At 69.9% G+C, this 21,700-nt stretch carries 24 protein-coding genes; 10 read left to right on the forward strand and 14 right to left on the reverse strand.

What is annotated here, in order from left to right:
* The first annotated feature begins 268 nt into the window (after nucleotides 1-268).
* The 4 genes from ACWD3E_RS35130 (at nucleotide 269) to ACWD3E_RS35145 (ending at nucleotide 2,472) form a co-directional block, all read left to right on the forward strand.
* Nucleotides 269-622 carry a DUF317 domain-containing protein gene (locus tag ACWD3E_RS35130; protein WP_093724906.1) on the forward strand — a complete coding sequence of 118 codons (354 nt, stop codon included), beginning with the start codon at nucleotides 269-271 and terminating at the stop codon, nucleotides 620-622.
* Nucleotides 623-720: 98 nt separating this feature from the next.
* Nucleotides 721-1,011, forward strand: coding sequence for a hypothetical protein (locus ACWD3E_RS35135; protein WP_351236243.1), 291 nt, complete (start codon nucleotides 721-723; stop codon nucleotides 1,009-1,011).
* Nucleotides 1,012-1,027: 16 nt separating this feature from the next.
* Nucleotides 1,028-1,849, forward strand: a complete 822-nt coding sequence (locus tag ACWD3E_RS35140) for a DUF317 domain-containing protein (RefSeq protein ID WP_451391580.1) — start codon at nucleotides 1,028-1,030, stop codon at nucleotides 1,847-1,849.
* A gap of 218 nt (nucleotides 1,850-2,067) precedes the next feature.
* A complete protein-coding gene (locus ACWD3E_RS35145; RefSeq protein ID WP_451391581.1) occupies nucleotides 2,068-2,472 on the forward strand; it encodes a hypothetical protein in 405 nt (134 codons plus the stop codon).
* 56 nt (nucleotides 2,473-2,528) lie between these two features.
* Here ACWD3E_RS35145 and ACWD3E_RS35150 read toward each other — a convergent pair whose 3' ends face one another.
* The 7 genes from ACWD3E_RS35150 to ACWD3E_RS35180 form a co-directional block, all read right to left on the reverse strand.
* Complete coding sequence (locus ACWD3E_RS35150; protein ID WP_451391582.1) at nucleotides 2,529-3,224, reverse strand: hypothetical protein; 696 nt, start codon at nucleotides 3,222-3,224, stop codon at nucleotides 2,529-2,531.
* Between the two features lie 79 nt (nucleotides 3,225-3,303).
* A complete protein-coding gene (locus ACWD3E_RS35155) occupies nucleotides 3,304-3,747 on the reverse strand; it encodes a hypothetical protein (RefSeq protein ID WP_451391646.1) in 444 nt (147 codons plus the stop codon).
* A gap of 431 nt (nucleotides 3,748-4,178) precedes the next feature.
* Nucleotides 4,179-5,921, reverse strand: a complete 1,743-nt coding sequence (locus ACWD3E_RS35160) for a relaxase/mobilization nuclease domain-containing protein (RefSeq protein WP_451391583.1) — start codon at nucleotides 5,919-5,921, stop codon at nucleotides 4,179-4,181.
* A gap of 15 nt (nucleotides 5,922-5,936) precedes the next feature.
* A complete protein-coding gene (locus tag ACWD3E_RS35165) occupies nucleotides 5,937-6,452 on the reverse strand; it encodes a plasmid mobilization protein (RefSeq protein ID WP_451041192.1) in 516 nt (171 codons plus the stop codon).
* A gap of 92 nt (nucleotides 6,453-6,544) precedes the next feature.
* Nucleotides 6,545-6,781, reverse strand: a complete 237-nt coding sequence (locus ACWD3E_RS35170) for a hypothetical protein (RefSeq protein ID WP_451391584.1) — start codon at nucleotides 6,779-6,781, stop codon at nucleotides 6,545-6,547.
* A gap of 86 nt (nucleotides 6,782-6,867) precedes the next feature.
* On the reverse strand, nucleotides 6,868-7,059 hold the full coding sequence (locus ACWD3E_RS35175) for a hypothetical protein (RefSeq protein ID WP_055493674.1): 192 nt from the start codon (nucleotides 7,057-7,059) through the stop codon (nucleotides 6,868-6,870).
* On the reverse strand, nucleotides 7,056-8,594 hold the full coding sequence (locus ACWD3E_RS35180) for a hypothetical protein (RefSeq protein ID WP_451391585.1): 1,539 nt from the start codon (nucleotides 8,592-8,594) through the stop codon (nucleotides 7,056-7,058). The genes ACWD3E_RS35175 and ACWD3E_RS35180 overlap by 4 nt, the downstream gene beginning before the upstream one ends.
* A gap of 224 nt (nucleotides 8,595-8,818) precedes the next feature.
* Here ACWD3E_RS35180 and ACWD3E_RS35185 point away from each other — a divergent pair, with 224 nt between their 5' ends.
* The gene (locus tag ACWD3E_RS35185; RefSeq protein ID WP_388601103.1) at nucleotides 8,819-10,018 is read left to right on the forward strand and encodes an IS110 family RNA-guided transposase; all 1,200 of its coding nucleotides are present in this window, start codon (nucleotides 8,819-8,821) and stop codon (nucleotides 10,016-10,018) included.
* Nucleotides 10,019-10,026: 8 nt separating this feature from the next.
* Here the strand turns inward: ACWD3E_RS35185 and ACWD3E_RS35190 are convergent, their stop codons facing one another.
* The 3 genes from ACWD3E_RS35190 to ACWD3E_RS35200 form a co-directional block, all read right to left on the reverse strand.
* Entirely contained in the window at nucleotides 10,027-10,668 is a 642-nt protein-coding gene (locus ACWD3E_RS35190) for a WhiB family transcriptional regulator (protein ID WP_451391586.1), read from the reverse strand.
* A 161-nt stretch (nucleotides 10,669-10,829) separates the two neighbouring features.
* Nucleotides 10,830-11,537 (reverse strand): zinc finger domain-containing protein, encoded by a 708-nt coding sequence (locus tag ACWD3E_RS35195; protein WP_451391587.1) that lies wholly within the window; start codon nucleotides 11,535-11,537, stop codon nucleotides 10,830-10,832.
* Between the two features lie 2 nt (nucleotides 11,538-11,539).
* Complete coding sequence (locus ACWD3E_RS35200) at nucleotides 11,540-12,424, reverse strand: helix-turn-helix domain-containing protein (RefSeq protein WP_451391588.1); 885 nt, start codon at nucleotides 12,422-12,424, stop codon at nucleotides 11,540-11,542.
* 880 nt (nucleotides 12,425-13,304) lie between these two features.
* Here ACWD3E_RS35200 and ACWD3E_RS35205 point away from each other — a divergent pair.
* Genes ACWD3E_RS35205 through ACWD3E_RS35220 form a run of 4 tightly spaced genes read left to right on the forward strand, consistent with a single transcriptional unit; the run spans nucleotide 13,305 to nucleotide 16,902 of the window.
* A complete protein-coding gene (locus tag ACWD3E_RS35205) occupies nucleotides 13,305-13,745 on the forward strand; it encodes a helix-turn-helix domain-containing protein (RefSeq protein WP_062643774.1) in 441 nt (146 codons plus the stop codon).
* Between the two features lie 36 nt (nucleotides 13,746-13,781).
* A complete protein-coding gene (locus ACWD3E_RS35210; RefSeq protein ID WP_451391589.1) occupies nucleotides 13,782-14,294 on the forward strand; it encodes a hypothetical protein in 513 nt (170 codons plus the stop codon).
* On the forward strand, nucleotides 14,291-15,499 hold the full coding sequence (locus ACWD3E_RS35215) for an MAB_1171c family putative transporter (RefSeq protein WP_451391590.1): 1,209 nt from the start codon (nucleotides 14,291-14,293) through the stop codon (nucleotides 15,497-15,499). Before ACWD3E_RS35210 ends, ACWD3E_RS35215 begins: the two co-directional genes overlap by 4 nt.
* Nucleotides 15,496-16,902: an amidase family protein gene (locus ACWD3E_RS35220; protein WP_451391591.1), complete on the forward strand. Its 1,407-nt coding sequence runs from the start codon at nucleotides 15,496-15,498 to the stop codon at nucleotides 16,900-16,902. The genes ACWD3E_RS35215 and ACWD3E_RS35220 overlap by 4 nt, the downstream gene beginning before the upstream one ends.
* Here ACWD3E_RS35220 and ACWD3E_RS35225 read toward each other — a convergent pair.
* Nucleotides 16,899-18,473 (reverse strand): hypothetical protein, encoded by a 1,575-nt coding sequence (locus ACWD3E_RS35225; protein WP_451391592.1) that lies wholly within the window; start codon nucleotides 18,471-18,473, stop codon nucleotides 16,899-16,901. The two genes, ACWD3E_RS35220 and ACWD3E_RS35225, sit on opposite strands and share 4 nt — an antisense overlap.
* 466 nt (nucleotides 18,474-18,939) lie before the next feature.
* Between ACWD3E_RS35225 and ACWD3E_RS35230 the strand changes: the two genes are divergently transcribed.
* Nucleotides 18,940-19,263, forward strand: a complete 324-nt coding sequence (locus ACWD3E_RS35230) for a hypothetical protein (protein ID WP_451391593.1) — start codon at nucleotides 18,940-18,942, stop codon at nucleotides 19,261-19,263.
* A gap of 24 nt (nucleotides 19,264-19,287) precedes the next feature.
* Here ACWD3E_RS35230 and ACWD3E_RS35235 read toward each other — a convergent pair whose 3' ends face one another.
* The 3 genes from ACWD3E_RS35235 to ACWD3E_RS35245 all read right to left on the reverse strand — a co-directional run bounded on the left by ACWD3E_RS35235 (nucleotide 19,288) and on the right by ACWD3E_RS35245 (nucleotide 21,698).
* A complete protein-coding gene (locus ACWD3E_RS35235) occupies nucleotides 19,288-19,761 on the reverse strand; it encodes an ATP-binding protein (protein WP_451391594.1) in 474 nt (157 codons plus the stop codon).
* Nucleotides 19,762-19,903: 142 nt separating this feature from the next.
* A complete protein-coding gene (locus ACWD3E_RS35240; protein WP_451391595.1) occupies nucleotides 19,904-20,764 on the reverse strand; it encodes a class I SAM-dependent methyltransferase in 861 nt (286 codons plus the stop codon).
* Between the two features lie 31 nt (nucleotides 20,765-20,795).
* Nucleotides 20,796-21,698: an NUDIX domain-containing protein gene (locus ACWD3E_RS35245; protein ID WP_451391596.1), complete on the reverse strand. Its 903-nt coding sequence runs from the start codon at nucleotides 21,696-21,698 to the stop codon at nucleotides 20,796-20,798.
* Between the last annotated feature and the right edge of the window lie 2 nt (nucleotides 21,699-21,700).

The following is a 21,700-nucleotide window of genomic DNA, read 5'->3' on the forward strand; positions in this document are numbered from 1 at the left end:
GCGTGAGGCGCCCACGCCGGACCTGAGGCAAGGCCACCCGAACGAATGACGGCAGTGGCCAGCGATTCTCAATCCCGTGTCAGTTCGGCCAGTCGCATGACATCGCGACTGAGAAAATGACACGGGATCTGAGAACCTACAACTGTCCAAGGACGACAGTTCGCCGGGGGCAGACAGGAAAGATCACGGAAAGACTGGCCAACCTGCGCGGGAGCATGTCAACGTAGACGACCTTGCAAGAAACCCCAGGTCAGAGAGGTGATTGTCTGTGACCGTGGCTTCCGTCGGCCCCGGTTTCTCCACCACCGTCGAAGCCCTGCGGCTGCGCGAGTGGCAGCTGGGCCCCGGCCAGCCCACGCTCGTCATGGACCAGTTCTGCGCCGAGGACTTCAACCTCATCGTGGACGACCGTGCGGACGTGCACGTCAGCTCCAAGGACGGCCGGTTCTACCTCGGCTGGTTCCCGCTCGGTCGTCCCGGCACCGACGGCGAGGGATGGAAGATCGCCGTCACCGGAACCGCCAAGGTACCCGGCTACCAGCTGTCGTTCGACACCGAGACGCCGGCCGACATCGTCGCTGCCGCCGTGGCGCGCGTGCTGGAAACCTCACGTCGCGTATGACAGCGCAGGCGCCCACGCGTAGTCCTCGCCGGGAGGGTGGTCGGCTGACGCCGGCTGATTCCATCGCTCACCGTTTTCCTCACCCAAGGAGGCCGTTCATGACGTCCACGGAGATGACCGTCGGCGATCTCATCGACCTGCTGTCCGGTTGCGACCGCAGTGCTCCGGTCCGCCAGGCCATGAATCCGTTCTTTCCGATGGCACACCGCTTGGCGCAGGTCGTGCAGTCCGTGGACGAGACCGGCCAGACCGTCGTCTACCTCGCCGAAGGCCGGGACGAGGGCTCACAGCTCGGCCATCTGCCGCCCGAGGTCGCCGTCGCCCTGACCTGGCAGGGCGACGTCCAGGCACCCCCGCGCCGCCCCCGCCGCCGTGCCGGCGGCAACTAGACCCGCACCGAGCCCCTTGGAGGCGCCCCTGTACCCCGAATGTCCGCCCGACCCGTCCACTCCACGTAGCGGCCAGCCCGCGTTCTGGGTCGGCCCCCGGCATCTGGCCGGTGACGATGGGCGCCTCTACGACGCCGTCGCCGACACGCTCGCCGGCCTGGGCTGGACGAGCCTGACGATCGTCCACGGACGGCACGAGCCGGACGAGGCACCCGAGGACCGCCAGGTCCTGCGCAGCACCGTCCTGCACATCAGCCCCGACGCCCTGCGCTGGGCCCAGTGGAGCCTGGCGGACGAACCGTTCCACCTGGGGGACCTGCCGATCGCCTGGCAGATCTCCGCCCGCGCGGACACGAGCAGCCCGCTCGCCCAGTGGTCGGCCTACTTCACCCCCGACGTCCCCGGCGAGGCCGTAGCCGACTTCCTCGTCGCGCTCGACGCTCGCGACGAGCCCGCCCTGCCGCTTGCCGGACCCGAGCTGGTCCTGGACGCCGTCGCCGCACACGGATGGCTCCGCGACATCGACCAGCCCCAGGCGGCAGCGACAGACCCGACGTTCACCTCGCACCTCAGCCTCGGCGAGGTGCCGCCTCTCATCCAGGACGGCGACCCGCGCGCCCTGATCACCGAGGACGACGAGGCGGGGCTGGCCGGGTGGCAAGCGTGGGCCGAGCCCGCGCTCGGCGCACCGTACCTGTGGGCGGCCTCCTTCTCCGCCAGCGTCCCGCACGACCTTGTGGCCGCCTTCGCCGCCTCCCTCAGCTCGACGGCACCGGTCCTGCGGCGGGTGCTGCCCGAGGCCACCCGGGAGCGTCTCCTGCGTGCGCCGGCCATCTAACGCCCCGCCGTTGCCATTTCCCCCAACACACAGCCCGGCCTTTTCCGAAATGGAGGGCCGGGCTTCTTGTTTCTCGGGCCGGTAGTTACGTGCGCACAACGCGCTAGCTGCTGCCCGCCGGGACGGAACCCGGTCGCCAGAGGCGCAGTCGCTGGCACTGCCCCTCGTTGTCCCCGAAGGGTTTGCCACCCTGTGACGTCAAGTTGCAGGATGCAGCAATGCACCTCGGCCCCGGCGTCCTTCTTGCCCTCGTCCTTGTCGTCGCCATGATCGTCGCGCTGAAGGTCCGTTCACGCCGCAAGCGCATGGCCGCCCTCGCAGCACAGTGGCAGGCGTTCCAGCAGCACAGGAATGCAGGCCGAGGAGATCTTCTTCAGATCACGCGGGTCTACCAGCGCGGTCGCCGCGGGGCGAAGGCCGTCGTGACTTGGTGCGACACCGGTCGGCAGCAGGACGCCTGGTTCTGGAATTGGCACGTCCCCGCGGGCGCGTACCTGCTGGTCAATGCCTCCAGTGGTTATGGGCCGCACAGCCACAACCCGAACGTGCTCTACGTCCAGCCCGGCCAGGTCCAAGCCTGGGTTCCCGCCCAGGCGGCGCGCGCTGCTCAGCGCATCGGCTGACGCGCTGCTGCCCTCCCGACCACCGTGGTCGGGGGGCAGCAGCATGACCGGGCAGGTCAGCCGGTTGCGGTGGCCTTGGCGAGGGCCTTGCCGAGGTGGCGGTCGACGAGGGCCGGGGCGCCGGAGACGATCACCAGCAGATTGCCGTCCCGGATCGTGGTCTGCTTCACCACGGTGTTCCGCCCTGCGGTGGAGTACGTCAGCAGCTGGCTCCACTGTTCATCCCCGAGACCTTGGGGCGCGGGCAGCTTCTGCGCGGTTATGTCGATCGGAGTGCCGCCCGCGACGACCTGATAGGTGGGGCAGCCGGTCATGGCGTCGAAGATCCGTCCGATGGCGGCGGACAGCTTGTTCGCCGTGTCGCTGTACAGCTCCTCGGAGATCTCCGAGGAGCTGCTGCCGTAGGTGAAGGCGGCCTTCGCCTTGTGCGGGAAGGTGAGCGTGCCGCCGGTCGCCGCGCCGCCGCCCAGCTTGCTCAGGGCCGGGCAGCCGATGACGGTGATGTCGTCGTGCTGGGCAGGACGCTGCGGCTTGCGCAGGTAGCCGCTGCCGAGGTCGCTCTGGTCGAGCAGGCGGGACTCGAGCGCGGCCGACGAGAGCGCGGTCGGCTTGTGGACCGCGCCGGTCGGCTTTCCGGTCCGGGCGGAGGAGGGGGTCTGGTGCTTGGCCCCGGTGGTGTCGGTGGAGCAGGCGGGCAGGGCGAGGAGGGCGGCTGTGATGCCGAGGGCGGTGGTGGCGACGCGAACGCGCATGACGGAACTGACCCCTTGGTGCTAGGCGACGGGTGGTCAGTGCGGGCCCGAGGGCCCGGTGGGGTCGTAGGAGTGGTGGTCAGTGCCCGAGGTGGCGCAGGCAGTCCTCGAAGGTGGCGTGCGTCGCGTCCGCCGGCCCGCTGTTCCGGTTGAACCACGCGGTGTCGAGGCGGGTCTCCTGCTGCTGGTGTCCCGCCCGGCAGCGCAGCCAGATCTCGCCGCGGGTGGAGAGGATGAGCCAGTCCCGGTACGCGCTGCACTCGGCGCAGGCGGCCATCTCGCCGTCGAGGACGAGGGGCTGCTTCCACGGCATCATCTTGCCGTCGACCTGGTCGTGGCTCGGCACACGCAGCTCCGGCGGAAGGAAGTCATCCACGACGACGGTCGGCTCGGCGGGCTTCGGTTCAGCCGCCGGCACTCCAATGCCCGGCGGGACCTGGCCCTGCATCCGCGCATGCATCTCGGCGAACTGCCTTTGAGCTTCGCTCGGCTCCTTGGCCCGGCGGCGTATCCGGTGAAACACCCTGGCGTCCTCCTCCACCTCGTCACCTCGTCCTGCGCGCTTCATGATCGTGCCGCGCGCCCCCGGTGGTTGCAATTCACAAAGTCCACAGCCGCCTTCGGCCACGTCATCAGGGGCGCTCCGCTTCTCCGTTGTCCGGATGACGAGTTGGCCACCGTGGGTATCTTCGTGCGGCGAGATGCCGTAGTCACGGTGTGCCCGATCACACGTCGCCGTCTCCCCCGACCGCCCAACTTCGCGACGTCTACTGGCCCGACTCGCCCCATCATCTCGCCTGTCCTGTAGTGCACGAATTCCGACGGCATGCACATCGGACCTCGTCGCCAGCGAGGTCCGATGTGGCGTATGACCGTGCTGTGGGTTGCGGGCGGAGCTGGTGCTTTCCCTTCTTTCGGTGATGCGCTGAGACCGCGTGCCGGCACCCGTCGGGCTCACCGCGTCTTACGCGATGCCTCCTCTCCGCTGCGCCGCCTGCCGGGCGCGGAGGTCCTGGTCGTCGTCCCTCGCGTTGCGGACCGGCTCCCCGTGGTGCTGCTCTCGGGCAGGTGGGAGGCGTCTGCTGGCAGGTCGGCCGTCAGCCGCATCCGCCACACGAGCACGTCGCTCACGGAGTCCGCGGTACCGAGTTCACGGCGTTCGGCTACGTCGGACAGGAGGGTGGCCGGGTCGTGGCCGGCGGCTTCTGCCTCCGCGATGGTCGCTGCCAGGGCGTACCAGCCGGGCTCGGCGAGGATCTGCTCGGCCAGCTCCGGCAGCGCCTCGCGCAGCAGCACGGTCTGCCGCTGGAGTATCGGCCGGCTCATACGCCGGCCTCGTTGGTAGAGCGCTCCGAGGGGCTGGGCGGCGGCGGTCTGGTAGGCGGTACGCAGGTGCTCGGCGGCCCGGGCGGCGGCCTCGGCCTGCTGAGCGTGGCCCTTTCTGGCGTGCCAGTGCGCGGCGGCAGTGATGAGGAAGAACAGCATGTCGATGGCCATCGCCGTGGTGGCGCCGTCCTCACCGCGGCCGAGGGCCGGGCCGCCGTGGACGAGGTCGCGGGCGGCCTGCCGCAGGGCTCGGTCGTGCCCGCGTACGGCGCGGACATGGGAGCGCGAGGCACGTTCGAAGGCCGTAGCCGCGTCCCGGAGTTCGCGGCGGGTGTGGGCGGCGGACGTCTTTGCGAGGGCATCCAGGACCTCGCCGACCGCGGCGATGTGGGCAGCGGCGATCGCATCGTCGCCGTGCTCGACGACGAGGACGGCTTGCCAGGCGGCTGATGCCGTGCTGCGGCGGGCGGAGGCCGGAGCGCCCGGTCCTGTCCGGGGTGCTTGCTGTTGCCGGGCGGCTGGGTTGTCCTGGGCGTCGCCGGACCAGCGCTCTCGGATGCGGGGCAGCGAGAGATCGGGGGCGAGGCGTGCGCCGGGGTAGAAGACCGGCTCGCCGTCCTTGTTGAGGTCGTCGGGCAGAGCGACCTTGTATCCGAGGAGGTCGCCGGAGGGGGCGGCACGCTTGCGGATCAGGAGTCCGGCGGCGGCGAGCCGGTCGAAGAATTCCTCGTCGCTCCTCGCGCCGGTCACCGCGCGCCGTACCGTTTCCCGCAGTTCCTCGCGGGCGGTGCGCTCGCGGCCCTGGCGCTCGGCCTTGTGGCGCTCAGCGCTGGTGGGTCGCTTCGCGCCGGTGCCGTCGCCCTTGTTCAGGCGGCGCAGACCGAGTTCGGCTTCGAGGGCGCGGGCCTGGGCCTGGACCCGGACGGCGTCGTGGTCGAGGTCGGGCTTGAACCCGTCCTCGCGCACGAGGGTGGCGATGATGTGGATGTGGTCATCGGCGTGCCGGACCGCCGCCCATCGGCATCCGGCGCCCTCCTCGGGGTCGTCGATGCCGGCGGCGGCCACCATGCGCCGGGCGATCTCGCCCCATTCCTCGTCGCTCAGAATCCGGTCTTCTTCGGCGTTGCGGACCGAGAGGTGCCACACATGCTTCTTGGGCCGGTCGGCCTGCTCGACGTTCGCGACGGGCTGATCGAGGAGCTGCTGGAGCTGTTTGAGCGTGGCGGACGGGTCACGGCCCGGGTCGGGGGCGTTGCCATCCCAGGAGGCGATCAGGTGCGGGTCGGTGTGCTCTTCGAACTTGCCCGGTCCGTAGAGGTAGGAGAGGAGGCCGATGGTGCGCTGTCCGCGCTTCTGGATTCTGGGGATCATGCCGTTGAGGGGGTCCTAGTCCTGGTGGAGGAGCCGGTCGGTGACGTGCTGGACGCGCTGGACCGCACGGTCGGTGGCCGCGATGACCACGTCGAGTTCGCCCGGGTGCCCTCCGGCGTTGACCGCTCGGGCGATCTGGTTCAAGTTGCTGCCGACATGGCCGAGATGCCGACGGGCGGCGAACAACTCGGCGATCACCTCGCGCTCGCCGGCGACGGCACTCGCGGTCCGTTCAAGGTCGCGGGCGGCGGTCAGGGCAGCGCGGGCGAGGAAGCCTGCGAGAGTGAGGCCGGCGGCCTTCGCGCCGACGGTCACGAGGGCGAGTTCGTCGTCGCTGAAGCGGGTGTTGCGGACGTGCGGACGCTGACGACGCTGGTACTTGCGGCGGCGCGTGCGCGGCTGCTCACGTCCCTCCTGTATCCCCTCTGGCTGCGATCCGCCCTCGGTCGCAGCCTCCTCGTCTGGCGTCCCCCGGCGCCGGACGAGCCCCTGCCCCCCAGGGGCAGGGGAACCCTTGGATACTCCGCTCAAGGCGGAGTATCCAAGGGGATAACTTGCTCGCCCCGAGACCGAGTTGGAGCCGGGAGCGGGTTCCGGGGTGGTGCCGTTCTTGGCGGGGTTCGTCATCGCGTTTCGGGCCTCGTGGAGCGGGTGTGGTGTTGGATGGTCGCGGCCAGCGCGAGGACGTCGGCCGGTGCCAGAAGGAGGCGGACGGGTCCGTCGGGGTGGTCCTGGACGAGCCACTGGCCGTTCGGCATGCGGACGGCGGCGTGCAGGAGTCGCCGGCGGACCAGAACGTCCGCCCAGGCGCTGGCCTCGGCGGATGTGGGCTCGGACGAGCGAGGGGGATGCGGAATCACGGCGTGTCTCCTGAAGCGGGACGGTGGCCCGGGACAGAGCCGGGCCACCGGTTGCGATTAGGGGTTTGAGCTGGTGTTTTGCCGGTTCAGCCACACTCTGGGCAGCGGCCTACGTGGCTGTTGAGCGCGCGGGCCATCCGCTGCTTCGTCGAGGCAGCCTGCTTCGCGCTGGACTTCGCCGCCGGCCTGCCCTCGTGCCGCTTGGAGTGGGCGAGCATGAAGCCGATCTCCCGCTCGTACTCCGCGCGGACGGTGTCGAACTGGTGGCACGTTTTCATCGGGCGGAGCTCCTTGTCGTCGTGGTGTTGTCGCTCCGCAGTTGCTGGAGGACGAGGCTCAGTCGGTCGTTCCGGCCGCCCTTCAGGCCCTCGCGGCGGAGGATTTCCCGCAGCTGGACCCGGGTGACGGACTCGTTGCCGTCCCGTTCGAGCAGGGCGGGGACGTGGGGACGGACCTCTTGGACGAGCTGGTCCACCGACTGCTCCGGCCCGCGTGGCGCGCGCTGTGTCTGCGGGGTGCGGGGCCGGGCGCGCTTCCCCTTGTCCTTCGTCCGGGGCTTCGTGGTCGTCTTCCGGCGGAGGGGGGCCTTGTGTCCCCGGTCCCCGGTGGTCTCGGTCCCCGTGTCGGCGACGCTCGGTCCCCGATGCGAATCAGGGACCTGAACAGGGGCTTCTCGCGTGGTGCGGGCGGTCCCCGTGCCCCCGGCGTCCCCCTCTGCGGCTTCCGGATTGGCGGGACCGGTCCCCGGGACTGCCCTCGCTTCGGGGGCCTCGGTCCCCGCTTCGTCGCCTTCGGTCCCCGCGCCTGCCGACGCCTTGGAGTCCGCGATTTCGGGGACCGGTCGCCTCGGGTCGCCCGGTCCCCAGTCCCCGTCCAACTCGCCGGGACCGTGGGGACCGACTACGGGGACCGGCGCCTCCGAGGTCTTCTGCGAGGGGACCTTGGCAGCCGTTGCGGTGTCGCACTCTGGGGACCAGGGAGAGGGCAGCGGGACCGTGGCGAGCGCGAGTGCGTGCCGACGTGCGGCGAGCTGGTCCAGCAGCTGCGCGCGCTGGAGGGGGTCGGTGCCGACCGAGGCCCTGCCGACCGCCTTCGACAGGCGCCGGGTCAGCCGCCGGCCGCGCCAGTTCCGCTGCTGCTCAGGCGTGCGCTCGGCGAGGCGGGCAGCGAGGGCGACCGCGCGGGCGGTGGCCCGGTCCCGGGTGATCTGCGCAGCGTCGCGGTCTCGCGCTGCGATGCCAAGGCGGGACAGGAGCCGTTCGCGCGCCTCACGCCCCAGGACGGCGATCAGTCCGTGGGAGGCGGCGCCCGGAGTGCGCACGCGCAGTTCGATTCCCATGGCGAGGTGCCACAGCATCGCCGCCATGACCGGCCCGACGAAGGCCCGGACCGTGCCGCCTATAGGACCGCTCTCGGCATAGGCGGGGATCACCTGCACTCCAGTGATCACCCAGACCAGGGTGCCCGGCAGACCGGGGGCGCCCTCAGTGGCCAGGTTCTGCCGTGCCATGAGCGCGGTCGCGAAGAGCGCCAGTTCGGCCGCGGCGAACATCCCGGCCCGCTCGGCGGTGCCGGCCATGTCGAGGTAGTCGGCCGCGAAGCGCCACGAGGTGTCGGCGCTGTATGCGGTGCAGCCGAGAGCGGCCAGAGCTGCGACCTTGACCGCCGGGCCACCGAGACGTTTCTGCGGGCGAGTGCCTCGGCGCCGGATCGTCCAGCCGGTCAGCACGAGCACGAGGGCGGCGGGCACGCTGGCGGCGAGGAGGAGAGGGAGGTCCGGGGTGGCGCTGAGGGCCAAGACGGGGTGGGTCATGCGGCCCTACCTTCTTTCGCACGGCCCGGTCGTTCGCGACGATGGGGTCGCGCGAGCGGGGCAGGGATGGTTTTCATGCTGGCTGCCGTCGATGGCTGGAGAGGCTGTGCCCCCTGCCCCGCCACTTCTTCCGGACTGCTGATTAGGCTCTGCGGACCATCGCTGAGTAGGGCGAGGACAGGCGGAAGGGGTCGCGCCACACATTGCACGGCGAGGGGAGCGTCATGGCCGCCACCGCAGGATTCGACATCGGCAAGGACTTCCACTGGCTGGCCGCCCTCGACGACCGCGGCCGGCCACTGCTCAGCCACCGGGTCGACAACGACCCGGAATCGATCGAACTGGCCGTCGGTGAACTGCGCGCCGTCCAGGCCGACCACGACCGTCTCACCGTCGGACTGGACGTGATGGGCGGGATCGCCGGACTGCTGACGGCCATGCTGCTGGCCGCGGGCTTTCGCTGCGTCCACGTGCCCGGCCTGGCCGTCAACCGGGCCCGCCGCGGCACCCGGGGAGGAGAGAACAAGTCCGACCCGCGCGATGCCAGGGTGATCGCCGAACAGGTCATGCTCCGCGACGACTTGCGGCCGATCACCCTGCCCGAGGAGGCCACCGTCGAACTGCGGCTCCTGGTCAGCCACCGAACCGCACTGGCCAAGGAGACCACCGCCCGCATCAGCCGACTGCGCGATCTGCTGGCGGGCATCCACCCGGGCCTGGAACGCGTCGTGGACCCGACCCAGAAGACCAGCCTGCTGCTGCTCGCCCGCTACGTCACGCCCGCCGAGATCCGACAGGCCGGAGCGGCACGCATCGACAGCTACCTGCGCCGGCACGGCGCCTACCGACCCGCCGTCGAGAAGCTGACCGAAGCCGCGCTTGCCGCGGCCCGGGCCCAGCGCACCAGCGTGGTCGGCGAGCGCCGCACCGCCCAGCTCGTCCGGGAACTCGCCACCGACCTGACGGCCGCCAGGGAGCATCTCAAGGCTCTGGAAGCCGAGATCGAGGAGCTGGTGACCGCTCACCCTGACGGGGCCCTCATCCGCAGCCTGCCGGGGATGGGGGCCGTCCTCACCGCGGAGTTCATCGCGCTGGTCGGCGGCATCGACCGGTTCACCGGCCCGGACGCCCTGGCCGCGGCGGCCGGGCTTGCCCCGGTCCTGTCCCAGTCCGGCAGGATCCGCTACTCGCGCAGCGCCACCGGCGGCGACAAGGCCCTCAAACGGGTCTTCTACCAATCCGCGTTCTGCGCCATCCAGCGCGATCCGGTCTCCCGGACCTACTACGACCGCAAGAGAAGCGAAGGCAAGCGGCACCACCAGGCCCTGATCGCCCTCGCCCGACGCCGAATCAACGTCCTGTTCGCCATGCTCCGCGATCGCAAGCCCTACGAAGGACGCCCCCAACTCCGCCTCATCGCTTGACATCAGCATTAGGCAGCCTTTCCGAGAGGGGCGTGCGCCGGGGTCGACGCTGCCGGGCGGGCTGTCGGCTGCCGGGTGCTGGGTGCGTCTGGTGAGGGGCTGCCCGTTGCCGGGGTGGTCTTCTTCCGCTTCTTCTTGGGGCGCGGCACGCCGTAGGTGCGGTCGCGGTCGAACACCTTGTTGGCTGCCTGCCGGAGCAGATCGCGGGCGTGCTTGTGGCTGATCTGCAGGGCGGCGGCGAGCCGGTCGGGGCGCCAGCCGCGCACGTAGGCGTGGTCGATGACAACGTGCCGCTCGGCCTCAGTCAGGTGCACGTCGCGTCCCTGGAAGAAGGCGATCACGCGCCGGTAGTCGAGGCGCTGGGGCAGTCCGTCGTGCAAGGGACGCCGCTCGGCTTCGGTGAGGCCGCCCCAGATGCCCTCCTTGAGGACGTTCTCCAGGGCGAAGTCGAGGCAGTCGCGGCGTGCCGGGCACCAGCCGCACAGTTCCTTGGCCTCGGCGATGGCTTCGTGGTCCCGGGGGAGCGGGAAGAACACGGCGTCGGCGTCCTCGGCATCCATGCCGTGGCACGCTCCGCGGGTGTGCCAGCTGGTGTCTCCGATGCCGCGCAGGCCGGTGGCCGGGGCGTCGTGGGTGGTGATGTGGCGCAAGGGGGTCTCCGATGTGCTGCCGCGTCCGCCGACTGGGGCTGTGCTGGGCGGACGCGGCGTCGGGTGCCGACTGCGGCGCGAGGGCTTGCGCCGCATCCGGGGCGGGACGGTGGTGTTGGGCGGCGGTGCATCGGACGGGATGCACGGGCCGGATGCGCCGGTCAGGCCAAGGCGGGCTGTTGGGCCTGCTCGTTCTGCTGGGCCGCGGCGATGTCGAGGCGGCCGGGATGGGGGGTGGTGCGCGGGGCGGTTCCACGCGCTCCGCCGTCGGGGCCGATCCGGCGGCGACGACACGGCTCGCCGGGTTGGGCCAGGCACCACTCGCACCGGACGCTCAGAGCGTCGGGCAGCCCCTGCGCGACGGCGGCCTCGCGAGCTGCTCGCGCGGGCCGGTAGGGCGCGAGGGCGGCGCGGGCGGCGGGCGGTATGCAGGAGCCGATCTCCCGCAGCCGCGCCTCCAACCTCGGGTCGATCCCGTCGCGACCGCTCGTGATCGCCCTGGCCTGCGCGGGCTGCGCGGTGCCGGCGGCGACGGCGCGGCGTGTGCCGACCAGCTCGGCGGTCCAGGCTGCCTGGTCGTCCGGGTCGACGGACGGCGTGGGGTCGGAGTGCCGGGCCAGGCGGTCGCGCCGATAGCTCTCCCAGGGACGGGCCACGTCCGAGGGCAGCATCTGGTACGGCGAGGTGCGGATGTGCTGGCGGGCGGCGACGCGCGCGTCCCAGCCGTGCGGGGTTGCCATCGGCACGTCGCCGAGCAGCTCGTGCCACTGGGCGAGCTGGTCGCCGGCCTCGCCCTGATCGGTGCGGATGGTGCGGGGGTCGAGTCGGCCGATGTAGGCCAGCAGGGCGGCAATTTCGCGGCGGTCCACGGTCAGCCCTCCGTTCCGGTCGGCTCGTCGAGGGCGGCGAGAAGGGCGGCGGTATGGGCCTCGGCTCGGGTCATCCCGCCTGGTGCGGAGGGGCCCTTACCCGGCACGGCGTAGAGGTTCGGGCGACCCGGGGCGTGCTCCCGGGCTACCCAGGAGCGCCAGTCGGCAGCCCAGGCATCCACCGGCCTCGGCTTGAAGGCGGCGCGGTGGGCACGCCACTTCGCGTCGGCTGCCTGCAGGCCCTGCTCGCCGAGGCGGTCGAGGTGTCCTTGCTCGCGGGCCCAGGTGTGGGTGGCAGGGTCGACCTGCCACTCGGCAGCCGAGAGGACGGCAGCACCACCACTGCTGTACCTACGGTTCAAATCCGGTTCACTATGGTTCTGTGTGCCGGTTTCCGGTACATCGCTGTGCCGGTTTCCGGTACGTCGGGGTGCCGGTTTCCGTCGGGACCTACCGGTTTCCGGCACTGCCGGTTTCCGGGCCCTCGCGGGGGATTCCGGCAGCTCACGCGGGCGGATTCCGCACCGCCGCAGGGCCGAGATCCGGAGCACCGGGGTGGCCTCGGACCCCTCCTTCGACGCGTGGTCGTCGTCCTCCGCGGCGGTCTCGGCCACGGCCTTGGCGGCGAGGGGGAGGCGGTAGACGGTGCTGCGCTGCGGGCCGGTGAGGTCGTCGAGCTGCTCCAGCTCACCGGCGTCGACCAGGCGATCGATGGCCTCGCGCACAGTGGAGACGGAGGCGCGGGTGCGCTTGGCCAGGCTGGACAGCGAGGCCCAGGAGACGCACTGCTCGTCGACCACCCGGTCGGCGATCGACAGCAGGACCAAGCGCGCGGTGCCCCGGCTGGAGCTGTGTTCCCAAACCCACTCGCGGGCTTCGCTGCTCATCGGCCGCTCCCGGAGAACGGGCGGGGTCGGCGGCCTGCCGGGGCCGGGATGGTGTGGTCCGGCTCGGGGCGCTGAGGCGCCGAGGCGGAGGTGGCTGCCGCGCAGGCCAGACGGAAGGGCCTTTTGCGCAGGGCAGGAGGCATGCGATACTCCCCTTTGCAGTGTTGCCATGCTGACGCGCCCCTTGGAAGGACTCAGCGTGGTGATGGTGGGCAATCTCCGCCCTTGCCGGGGCGGGTATGCCGCTTAGCGTTCGGCGTCCGCGAGTTACCGCTCTCGGGCGCCGTCGCTGTATTACGGGACCTTCTCGGTCCGGTCCGTGCTCGCGTGCTCCTTACGTCCGTCGTCGCGGGCGGGTTGCCCGGGGACGACGAACATACGCACGGACCCGTGTCAAGATCCAGACTTGGTTCTTAAACTCTGTACTGGTTGCAGAGAGTCACGGAGCGATCTATCGCCGGAACCGCCTGTACTGCGCGGCATGAGCCGCCCTCCGGCGTCGAAGGGCACCGTTACCGCGGTTGCCCTGAACGCCGAGAACGCGTCACTGTGTCCGAATTGAGGCGGGTGTCTGATATTCCCCCCAGCGGGAATGCGATGTGGATGGGGTGTTTCCACTGTCGCCTCCGCGCTTTCCGGTCGAAAATCAAAGCCTGGTACGCCAGACGTGACGTGTATTGCTGGGCGAATGTGGCTCGCGCCACGTCGCCCGGCGTACTCCTGCCGATCGAAACGGGCAGATCGACCCAAAAGGGCGGCGTGCGCCATACGTAAACGTGCTGGTGGGGAAGAACTTTCCATATGCGGGATCGGCCCGTCAACTCGTGTTTATCGCGGGGTAGAGTGGTCGAAGTGATGCGAAGCTCACCGGGAAAGGATCATGAAGGTGTCGATCGAAGGTCAGGTGAACCCCAAGGGGCTCATGGACCGCCTAAACCGCCTGTTCGACACGGTGCACCCGCCCGATCGCGGCCCCTTCAGCAACGCTGAAGTGGCCGAACTGATGGAGAAGCGGGGGCTGGGCAAGCTGTCGGCCCAGTATCTGTGGCTCCTGCGGACGGGGCAGCGGGATAATCCGACGAAGCGTCATCTCGAAGCGCTGGCAGGCTTTTTCGGAGTGGATCCTGCCTATTGGTTCGACGATGTTGTCGCTGAAAAGACTGTGCAGGAACTCGAGTTGCTCGCGCTGCTTCGGGACGCGAAGATCAAGAACGTTCTTCTTCGACTCTCCGACGTCTCTGCGGATGGAAAGGACGCCATCCTGGGGATCGTCGAGGGTGTACGAAAGTCCGAGGGGTTGCCGCCCTCAACTGGCGTGTAAATCGGTCTCAGTTCAGTAAGTGATCAAGGAAGAGCAATGTGGCCTGCACGTAGGCTGAGGGGGCCTGACCTCCTGGCGGAGCTGAAGCTCCCGCACGTCACCAATATCCGCGACCTCAGCGACGAGGTCTCTCGCCGCACGGGACGGCCGGTGGTCCTGGAGCCCCGGGAGCAGGCGCCCTCGGTGTGCGGGGCATGTGCCGTCACGGAGAATGCCGTCCATGTGTTCTACGACCCACGGACCACCTCCCTGCATCAAGACCACATCATCGCCCACGAGTTCAGCCACCTCCTGCTTGGCCACCACGAAAATCGGCCGGTGTCCGCGCTGGCTCCGACCTTCATCACCAGCGTGGACCCGGCCACCGTGCAGATGATGCTGGGGCGCACCAAGTACGAAGAGGACGAGGAGCGGGACACTGAACTCCTTGCTTCGCTGCTCCAGCACCGCATCATCGACCGGTGGCTGCGAAGCGATGAGTCCTCCGGGGACGAAGTCCAGGACCGGGTCACGCACACGCTTCTGCGTCGACGGGAGGCTCGGTCGTGAAGGACCTGCTCCATCCGATCAGCCTCGTCGTCGCCACGCTCGGCTTCCTCTGCCTCCTGCGGGACGTGCTGACCCGCCGCCGAGACCCCGCCTCCACCGCGCTGGCCGCCGTCTTCCTACTGTCAGGACTGTCGTTCCTGTTCTCCATCACGCCGATGTGGAACTATCTCGACCGCGTGCTCGGCACCGTCAACGTCTCCGTGCCTCTCGCGCAAGGCTGCGTTGTCGCGCTGCTGGCCTGCCAACAGGTGGTCCTCACCTACTGGGGATCCCCACCTGAGGCCGCCCGCCAGCAAAGTCGCCGGTGGCTCGGGGCTGGCCTCGCGGTGATCGCAGGGCTGCTGGTGCTGTTCGCCCTGCTGACGCCCAGCGCGCCGCATCCGATCAACTTCACGCTGTACTACGCGCACGACGACTGGTACGCCGCGTACCTCACCCTGTACGTCACGGCCTACACCGTCGGGGAGCTGTTCCTCGCCCGCGCCTGCTGGCGCCTGGCCCGCCGCAGCACCCGTGGATCCGTCCGCCTGGGCCTGCGCATCGTCGCCCTCGGGGCTACAGTCACCCTCGGATACAGCGCCGTCCGCATCGGCGACGTGATCGCCGGCGCCTTCGGTACCTCCCTCGCTGAGTGGGAGGACTTCGCCTGGACCTGTGGCGATATCGGCGCCATGCTCACGCTCATTGGCTGGCTCGTGCCCACCATCAGCGACCAAGCCCAGAGCGTCCAGTACCGGATCAAGCAGTACCGCAGTTACTACGGCCTGCGTCCCCTGTGGCTGGTGTTCTTCAGCGAAGCGCCCGAGATCGAGCTGCCGATCGACCGAGTCGACCCCGACCAGAGACGCCGCTTCCGCCGTATCTCGATCCGGCTCTACCGCCGAGCAGTCGAAATCCGGGACGGCCGGTTCGTGATCCGCCAGTACCTCGATGCCGCAGTACGCGAGGCCAGCGAAGCTCACCACCGGGCCCGAGGGCTTCACGGCCAGGAGCTGTCGGCCGCCGTCACAGCCGACCAGATCCTCGCCGGAATCGCCGCAAGGGCCGAAGGCGCCCGCCCGGCGCCCGACAAGCTCACCGAATTCGCCGACTCCGAACGCCAGACCAGCCGGCCCATGGACGACATCGACGCTCTCCTCGATGTCGCTCGCCACTTGCCCCGCCAGCCCGCCCGAGCCCCCCACCTTGAGCGAGTCTCCGGATGACGACCGATCTCACCCACCAACCGGCCCACATGCAGCTCCAAGCCCTGGACCGTCGCGAGATCTCCAGCCGAGAGCTGCTCGACCTCCACCTCGAACGGATCGGCGCCAGCCACGTCAACGCCGTCATCACCCGCGACGACGAGGCGGCCCGGGCCGCCGCACAAGCGGCGGATGAACGCCGCGCTCGCAACGAGAAGTGGGGAACCCTTGACGGCCTTCCCCTCACGATCAAGGACAGCTTCGAGACGGCCGGCCTGCGCACCACCAGTGGCGCCGAGGACCTGGCGGATCACGTTCCCGCACGTGACGCTGACGCGGTCGCCAGGCTTCGCTATCAAGGCGCCGTGATCATGGGCAAGACCAACACTCCGGCGTACTGTCAGGACCTGCACACGGACAACAGCCTGTTCGGGCCCACGCTCAACCCGCACGACCCCAAGCGCACCGTCGGCGGTTCCTCCGGCGGCCCCGCCGCCGCAGTCGCCGCCCACCTGACCCCCGCCGACCTCGGCAGCGACCTCGCTGGCTCACTTCGGCTTCCGGCTCACTATTGCGGCGTTTACGGCCTGCGTCCCACGCTCGGACTCATCCCGGCTCGCGGCCACATCCCTCGCCCGCCGGGATGGATCACCAGCAGTGACATGGTCACCCCCGGCCCACTGGCACGCCACCCCCGCGACCTTGACCTGCTCCTCGACGCGCTGACGACGCCATCACCCGCAGAGAACAGCCCCTGGCGCGTCAATCTGCCCACCGCGCGTCGTGCAGTCGGCCAGCTCCGCGTGGCGGTGTGGGCCGAGGATGCACGCTGCCCCGTCGACCGCGAAACGGCCGAGGCCATCGCCTCTGTTGAGCAGGCACTGGCCTCCGCCGGAGTGGACGTCCGTCGCACAGTGGGGCCGGTCGGCTTCGCCGACTCCCTCCGCCTCTTCGAGCAACTCCTCCACGGCACCGCGACGGCCGCCACCGGCGACGCAGCGGGCGCGGCCGAACTCGCAGCAGCGAGTGACCTGCACGAAGACGACGCGAGCCCACGCGCCACCTTCCTCCGCCACCGAACCCAGACACATCGCGCATGGCTCCGCGCCAACGAGGAGCGCCTCCGACTCCAGCAGACGTGGCACCAGTTCTTCGCCGACGGTGAGTACGACGTCCTTATTACGCCCGCCGCTCCTACTGCGGCGATCCCGGCCGGGAGCCGTTCTCTCACGGTCGACGGCGTCGAACGGAGCTTCTTCGACCAAACCGGCTGGGCCAACCTCACCAGCCATGTCGGTCTGCCCAGCCTGGTCATGCCTCTTGCGCACAGCGCCGACGGCCTCCCGATCGGTGTGCAGCTCATAGGGCCGGCCTATTCGGACCGGATCTTGCTCGCGATGGCCGAGCGCCGGCCCTGGCTCTAGTCCAGCTGGAAACGAAGGTGGACGTCGTCCGCCCATTGCCCTGTCTCGGCGTCACCCTCCTCCCACCGTCCTGCGTCATAGATCAGCGTCCGCGGCCCGAGCAGGACTCGTGGGAACAGGGACCGGCTCGGCACTCGGGGAAGCACCTCGATGGTGTCCACACGGAAGGCGGGCACCTTGAATCCGCACAGATCACCATCATGGAACAGCACGGATCCGTGGCCGGAGAACCAGGCGACGAGGCTGGAGTGGGCCAGGTTGCAGACAACTGGGACGCTAATGGTCCCGGACGCGGTGTCGCAGTCCTCCTCCACCTCCGGCGCCGCCAGGAGGAGTCCCCGGGGGATCGGCTGGGTCTGCGGGTCGGCTGCCGAGCCCAGGAACATCAGGGAGTACTGGGATTCTAGGCTGGCCATGTCTTTGACCATGACAGGCACGGCGTCCCAGCCGGCCAGGCTTTGGGCATCGCGGTAGGCCGCCGCGCACTGGGCCAGATCGCCCAAGCTCTTGAAGTACGTCACATCGAGAGGCGGTCCGTCGCGGTCGTCGAAAGAGAAGACCGACTCAGGGTGGCAAGTGGTGAGGAAGTCAAGCAGGTCCGGATGGTCGCCCAGGAGAGCATCGCTGTCCGGGTCGGCGAGCGCCCGCATCAGGTGCACGTACTGACCGTCCTTCTCGACCCGGGCGGAAACGGTCAGGGCGAAACCCGCAGGGTAGACGTAACCGAAGTGGTGGTCGTTGGCGGTACGTAGCACCGGCAGTTCCGCGGACACGGAAGTGGTTTGGACCCGCACCCTGGTGGGATGGTCCATGACGAAACCGGCCAGCAGATACGGCTGGGGCAGGTGCGCCAGGCCCCCCATGACCTTGCCGCTCAGCGCCAGTTTGCGCATCCTCTGATCACGTCGTACCGGTTCACCAAAGGTGGCCAGGTAGAGCGCCTCCTGCTCGGCGGGGGTTCCTTGCTCGAACCACGCGTACAGGTCCAGGGATGTGATGAGGGTTGCCTGGCTGTCGGCATCGCGGTGGATCTGGATCTGGACTGGTCCGGTGATCGGTTCGGCAATCTTCCGGGCAGCGTCGGCCCGCACCTGCTCAAGGTAGCCGGGGGCGCTTACCTCCCTGATCGCCTCCCGGATCTCCGCCACGGGCCGCATGTCCTTGGGGGTGAAGTGCGTGGACTTCTTGGCGGACGCCAGGAATTGGGACAGCTCCACGATGAAGGCGGCGTCCATCATCCGGAAATAGACGGCCGCGGACTTCGGCCCGTTCAACTTCACCAGGGCGAGACCGGTCGGGAACTGGGCTGCCAGCAGGCACTCGGCATCCGCCCGGTTCAGCCGGATCCGCCCGTCGTCCCGATCCGTCGCGCGGACGCTGAAGCCGACGAAAACTCCGGATACTGGTCCGGTCCCGCCGAAGTCCGCGGCCAGGTCCGGCTGGCACAGGAAGTCGAACCCGAAGTCGTGTTCGACCTTGTTGGGGATGATGAAGTTCTCCTGGCAGGAGAGCCGGAAACGGTCCTCTCCGATCGCCCCGATGCGCTGGGCAGCGTTGCGTTTTTTCGGCACGGTCCCCCGGATCGCATGTTTCTCTCAGGCGGGCCGGGTGCGCCTGCTGCTCCCACTGCCCCATCTGCCGCTCGTCCTCATTATCGCAGCCGCACCGGGTCGCCCGCACAGGTATCTGCTCACCGCTACGTGGCACTCGCGGGAATCTCCATCCAGGCCAGCGGCAGGTTCGTTCTGATCAGGGCGCTGTTTGACTGGTGGGGCGAGAGTGCCGGGGGCCGGCTGCCGGAGCACGTTCAGGTCCGCGACGACGCGGTCGGCGTTGTGGAGTGGAACACGCGGGCCGGCCTCCGACCACGAGCGCATAGGGGCGGCTCCGCTGCCCTTGGCGTCAGAGCGGGGTCCGCTCGAACAGCGGCCGCGGGAGTGAGGAGTAGCGCTGAGATTGATCATGGTCGGGAGCTGCTTCGATTGGGTCCGCAGCAGCCGATGGCATGATCCGATTCCTTCGGGGCAGGCGAGGCGGGTGCCATCCGTTCGCCCCCAGCTCGTTGGACGAGTTCGCCATGCCCTGAAGCTGGCGGGCTTCCATGTCGTCGATGAGGCGGACGACGCCGCGCCGGGGCTGAGAGTGGGCGAGGCGCCCGCGGGCGTGCTGGTGAGCTGGACGACCTCGCACGGGTTCACCGCGCTGGCAGCGGATCAGCGTGGGGCGTCCAGCGACGGGATGCGGGTGGTGGTGCGGGCCGCAGTGGCGGGCCTGCTGGTCCAGTGCGGGCACACGGTGGTGGAGACGCCGGACGGGAACGGCATCGTGGTGCTGGCGGACGGGCCGGCGGCCGGTGCGTGACCGCCTGCCCGAGGTCTCACCCGGTCACAGCTGACGGCCGGCAGCGTCCCCGCCGGGGTCGTCGGCCAGCACGATCGCCGCGGTGATCCGCTTGCCCACCGGTTCGCGGTGGACGGCGAAGCTCTGGCCGACGGCCATCACGATCTCCAGCCCGTGCTGACCGATGCGGGTCGGGTCGGGCGCGAGGATCGCGGGCGGGGTGGGGTTGCTGTCCCAGACGGTCACTTCGATGGCGCCGCCGTTGATCTCCAGGGTGAGCACGCAGGGGCCGGGAGCGTACTTGCGGGCGTTGGTGACCAGTTCGCTGACCACGAGCTGCACCATGCCCATCACCCGTCCGGACACCGGCAGCCCGTGCACGGCCTGCACGTCGGTGAGGAATCCACGGGCGAGGTCGCGGGCAACGGCGATGTCCTCGCTGCCTTCGAACGCGCCGGACACCCTTATGACGTCCCCCAGCAGCGAGTGTCCGTTCTCGCCGCCTGCTGTCTGTTCCATGCCGGTCCGCCTCGCCCCGTGCCCAAACGTGCTCCGACCCGTATACCCCCGAACCTTCACATCAGGCGGGGGCGGGGCGGGCAGGGGGGGTGTTGGTGTGGTCTGTGCGGGCCTCGGTGTCGTCCTCGTCCAGGGCGGGCCGTCACCCGGATTCCCCGGCCTTTACGCTGCCGCCAGGCAGTTCGAGGGTGCCGCGGCGGTGCCGGCCCAGCAGGATGCCCTGCTCGCTGAGCAGGATCGCGCCGACGCCGACGGCCGCGTGGGCGGCCGGCGCTCGGGTGCTACGGGGCTGGCTGGAGACGCGCGCCGGCCGGTCGGGAAGGCGCCGGGCGCGGATGAGCTGCTGGATGACCGTGGCGCTCTCGTCGGGGTGTGGGTATAGGTCGATGGCTTCGACGCGGAAGCCGTACTCGGTGAGCAGGTCCTCCCACAGCTGCGGTGCCAGGACCCACATCTGAGTCGGCAGGGGCGGGTCGTCCCGCAGCAGGATCGTCTGTTCGCGCGGCGCCACTTCCATGGATGGACCGCGGCCGTGCAGGTCGGTGTGCAGGAGCGAGAGGATCAGCGGGGCGCCGGGGCGAAGGCCGTCGCGCAGTGCCGGCAGCGAGCGGTGCGGGTCGATGAAGGCGAGCGTCCCGATCGCGTACGCGGCGTCGAACGGCTCGGCTCCGGCCAGGTACTCGGTCACGTCCGCTTGGATGAACTCCACGCCGTCCACGTCCGCATGGGCGCCGACGGCGCGTTCGTGCTGGGTCGGGGACAGCTCGATGCCGGTGACGCGCGCCCCGTGCGCCTGAGCGAGATGGACGGCGTGGTGGCCGGCTCCGGAGCCGATGTCCAGGACGCGGCGGCCGGTGACGTCGCCGAGGACTTCTGCTCCCGGTCCGATCCCTTCCCAGGGCGTCCAGCCGAGCCGTTCGGGGACGGGTGGGGTGTAGGCACGGGTCAGTTGGCGCTGGCCGTAGATCTGCCAGGTCCGGGTGTTGGTGTCCTCGGCGGGCACAGTTGCCTCCTGGTGGGCGGGTGTTCAGGGGTCAGGTGTGCGTGATCAGGAAGGCGGGGCCCTCGCCGCGCCGGGCTCGTTCGATGGCGTCGAGGCGGGCGAAGGCGCGCGGCGCCATCAGCTCCTGCCAGGTCGCGAGGTCGTGGACGGCCCACATGTCGTGTTCCGCGGGATCGAGCCGGATCCGGCCGAGTTGCTCGGCGGTCAGCCGCCCTCCGTCGAAGATGAGCCCCATCTTGTTCAGCGGCAGCCGGGGCCCGGCGTGCAGGAAGTGCGTCAGGATCAGGATCGGTGCGTTGAGGGCGAGTTCGAGTCCGGTCTCCTCGACCGCCTCCCGCCGGGCGGTCTGCAGCGGGTCCTCGCCTGGGGCGTCCAGGTTGCCGCCCGGGAACTGCCAGAGTCTCGAGCCGTAGACCGAGCGGAGCTGGACCGGCCGGTCATGCTCGTCGCGGATGTACAGGCAGCCGTACACCGTGTGGTGGGGGACGGTCTGGGCGTACTCCTCGGCCGTCATCGGCATGGGGCGGCCGGGCCGGGCAGGGCGGTGGTCGAATGCGAGGGCGAGAACGCCGAGGGCTTCCTTGGCCGGCGGGTAGGTGCCGCGGAGGTTGGCGAGCAGCTCGCTGGGCGGCCCGTCCGGGTCGATGCGCGCGGCGTCCTCCGAGCGGAGCAGGTCCTCGAAGGAGGGGTACGGGGTGATCCGCTGCACGAGGACGTCGAGTTCCCGCCCAGTATCCCGGTCGTGGAAGACGACCGTGTCGCCGACGCTGATGTCGCGCTTGTGCGGGGTGGCCACCCTTACTTCGATCGTCTTGCGCCCTGCTTCCACTTGGCGGTAGCACCGCCCGAGCAGGTGCATGTGGTGCTCGTGTGGTTCGTCTCCGGCCGAGGGGCTAGAGACGGCTGGGAGCGCCTGCTGGGTGTCGTCAGGCATAC

Source organism: Streptomyces sp. NPDC002676 (genome assembly GCF_053592455.1).

Excerpts from the sequence above, each read along its gene's own strand:
- ACWD3E_RS35135 (WP_351236243.1), top strand. The coding sequence starts at position 721 with ATGACGTCCACGGAGATGACCGTCGGCGATCTCATCGACCTGCTGTCC.
- ACWD3E_RS35145 (WP_451391581.1), top strand. The coding sequence starts at position 2,068 with ATGCACCTCGGCCCCGGCGTCCTTCTTGCCCTCGTCCTTGTCGTCGCC.
- ACWD3E_RS35150 (WP_451391582.1), bottom strand. The coding sequence starts at position 3,224 with ATGCGCGTTCGCGTCGCCACCACCGCCCTCGGCATCACAGCCGCCCTC.
- ACWD3E_RS35160 (WP_451391583.1), bottom strand. The coding sequence starts at position 5,921 with ATGATCCCCAGAATCCAGAAGCGCGGACAGCGCACCATCGGCCTCCTC.
- ACWD3E_RS35175 (WP_055493674.1), bottom strand. The coding sequence starts at position 7,059 with ATGAAAACGTGCCACCAGTTCGACACCGTCCGCGCGGAGTACGAGCGG.
- ACWD3E_RS35180 (WP_451391585.1), bottom strand. The coding sequence starts at position 8,594 with ATGACCCACCCCGTCTTGGCCCTCAGCGCCACCCCGGACCTCCCTCTC.
- ACWD3E_RS35185 (WP_388601103.1), top strand. The coding sequence starts at position 8,819 with ATGGCCGCCACCGCAGGATTCGACATCGGCAAGGACTTCCACTGGCTG.
- ACWD3E_RS35200 (WP_451391588.1), bottom strand. The coding sequence starts at position 12,424 with ATGAGCAGCGAAGCCCGCGAGTGGGTTTGGGAACACAGCTCCAGCCGG.
- ACWD3E_RS35205 (WP_062643774.1), top strand. The coding sequence starts at position 13,305 with ATGAAGGTGTCGATCGAAGGTCAGGTGAACCCCAAGGGGCTCATGGAC.
- ACWD3E_RS35210 (WP_451391589.1), top strand. The coding sequence starts at position 13,782 with ATGTGGCCTGCACGTAGGCTGAGGGGGCCTGACCTCCTGGCGGAGCTG.
- ACWD3E_RS35220 (WP_451391591.1), top strand. The coding sequence starts at position 15,496 with ATGACGACCGATCTCACCCACCAACCGGCCCACATGCAGCTCCAAGCC.
- ACWD3E_RS35235 (WP_451391594.1), bottom strand. The coding sequence starts at position 19,761 with ATGGAACAGACAGCAGGCGGCGAGAACGGACACTCGCTGCTGGGGGAC.
- ACWD3E_RS35245 (WP_451391596.1), bottom strand. The coding sequence starts at position 21,698 with ATGCCTGACGACACCCAGCAGGCGCTCCCAGCCGTCTCTAGCCCCTCG.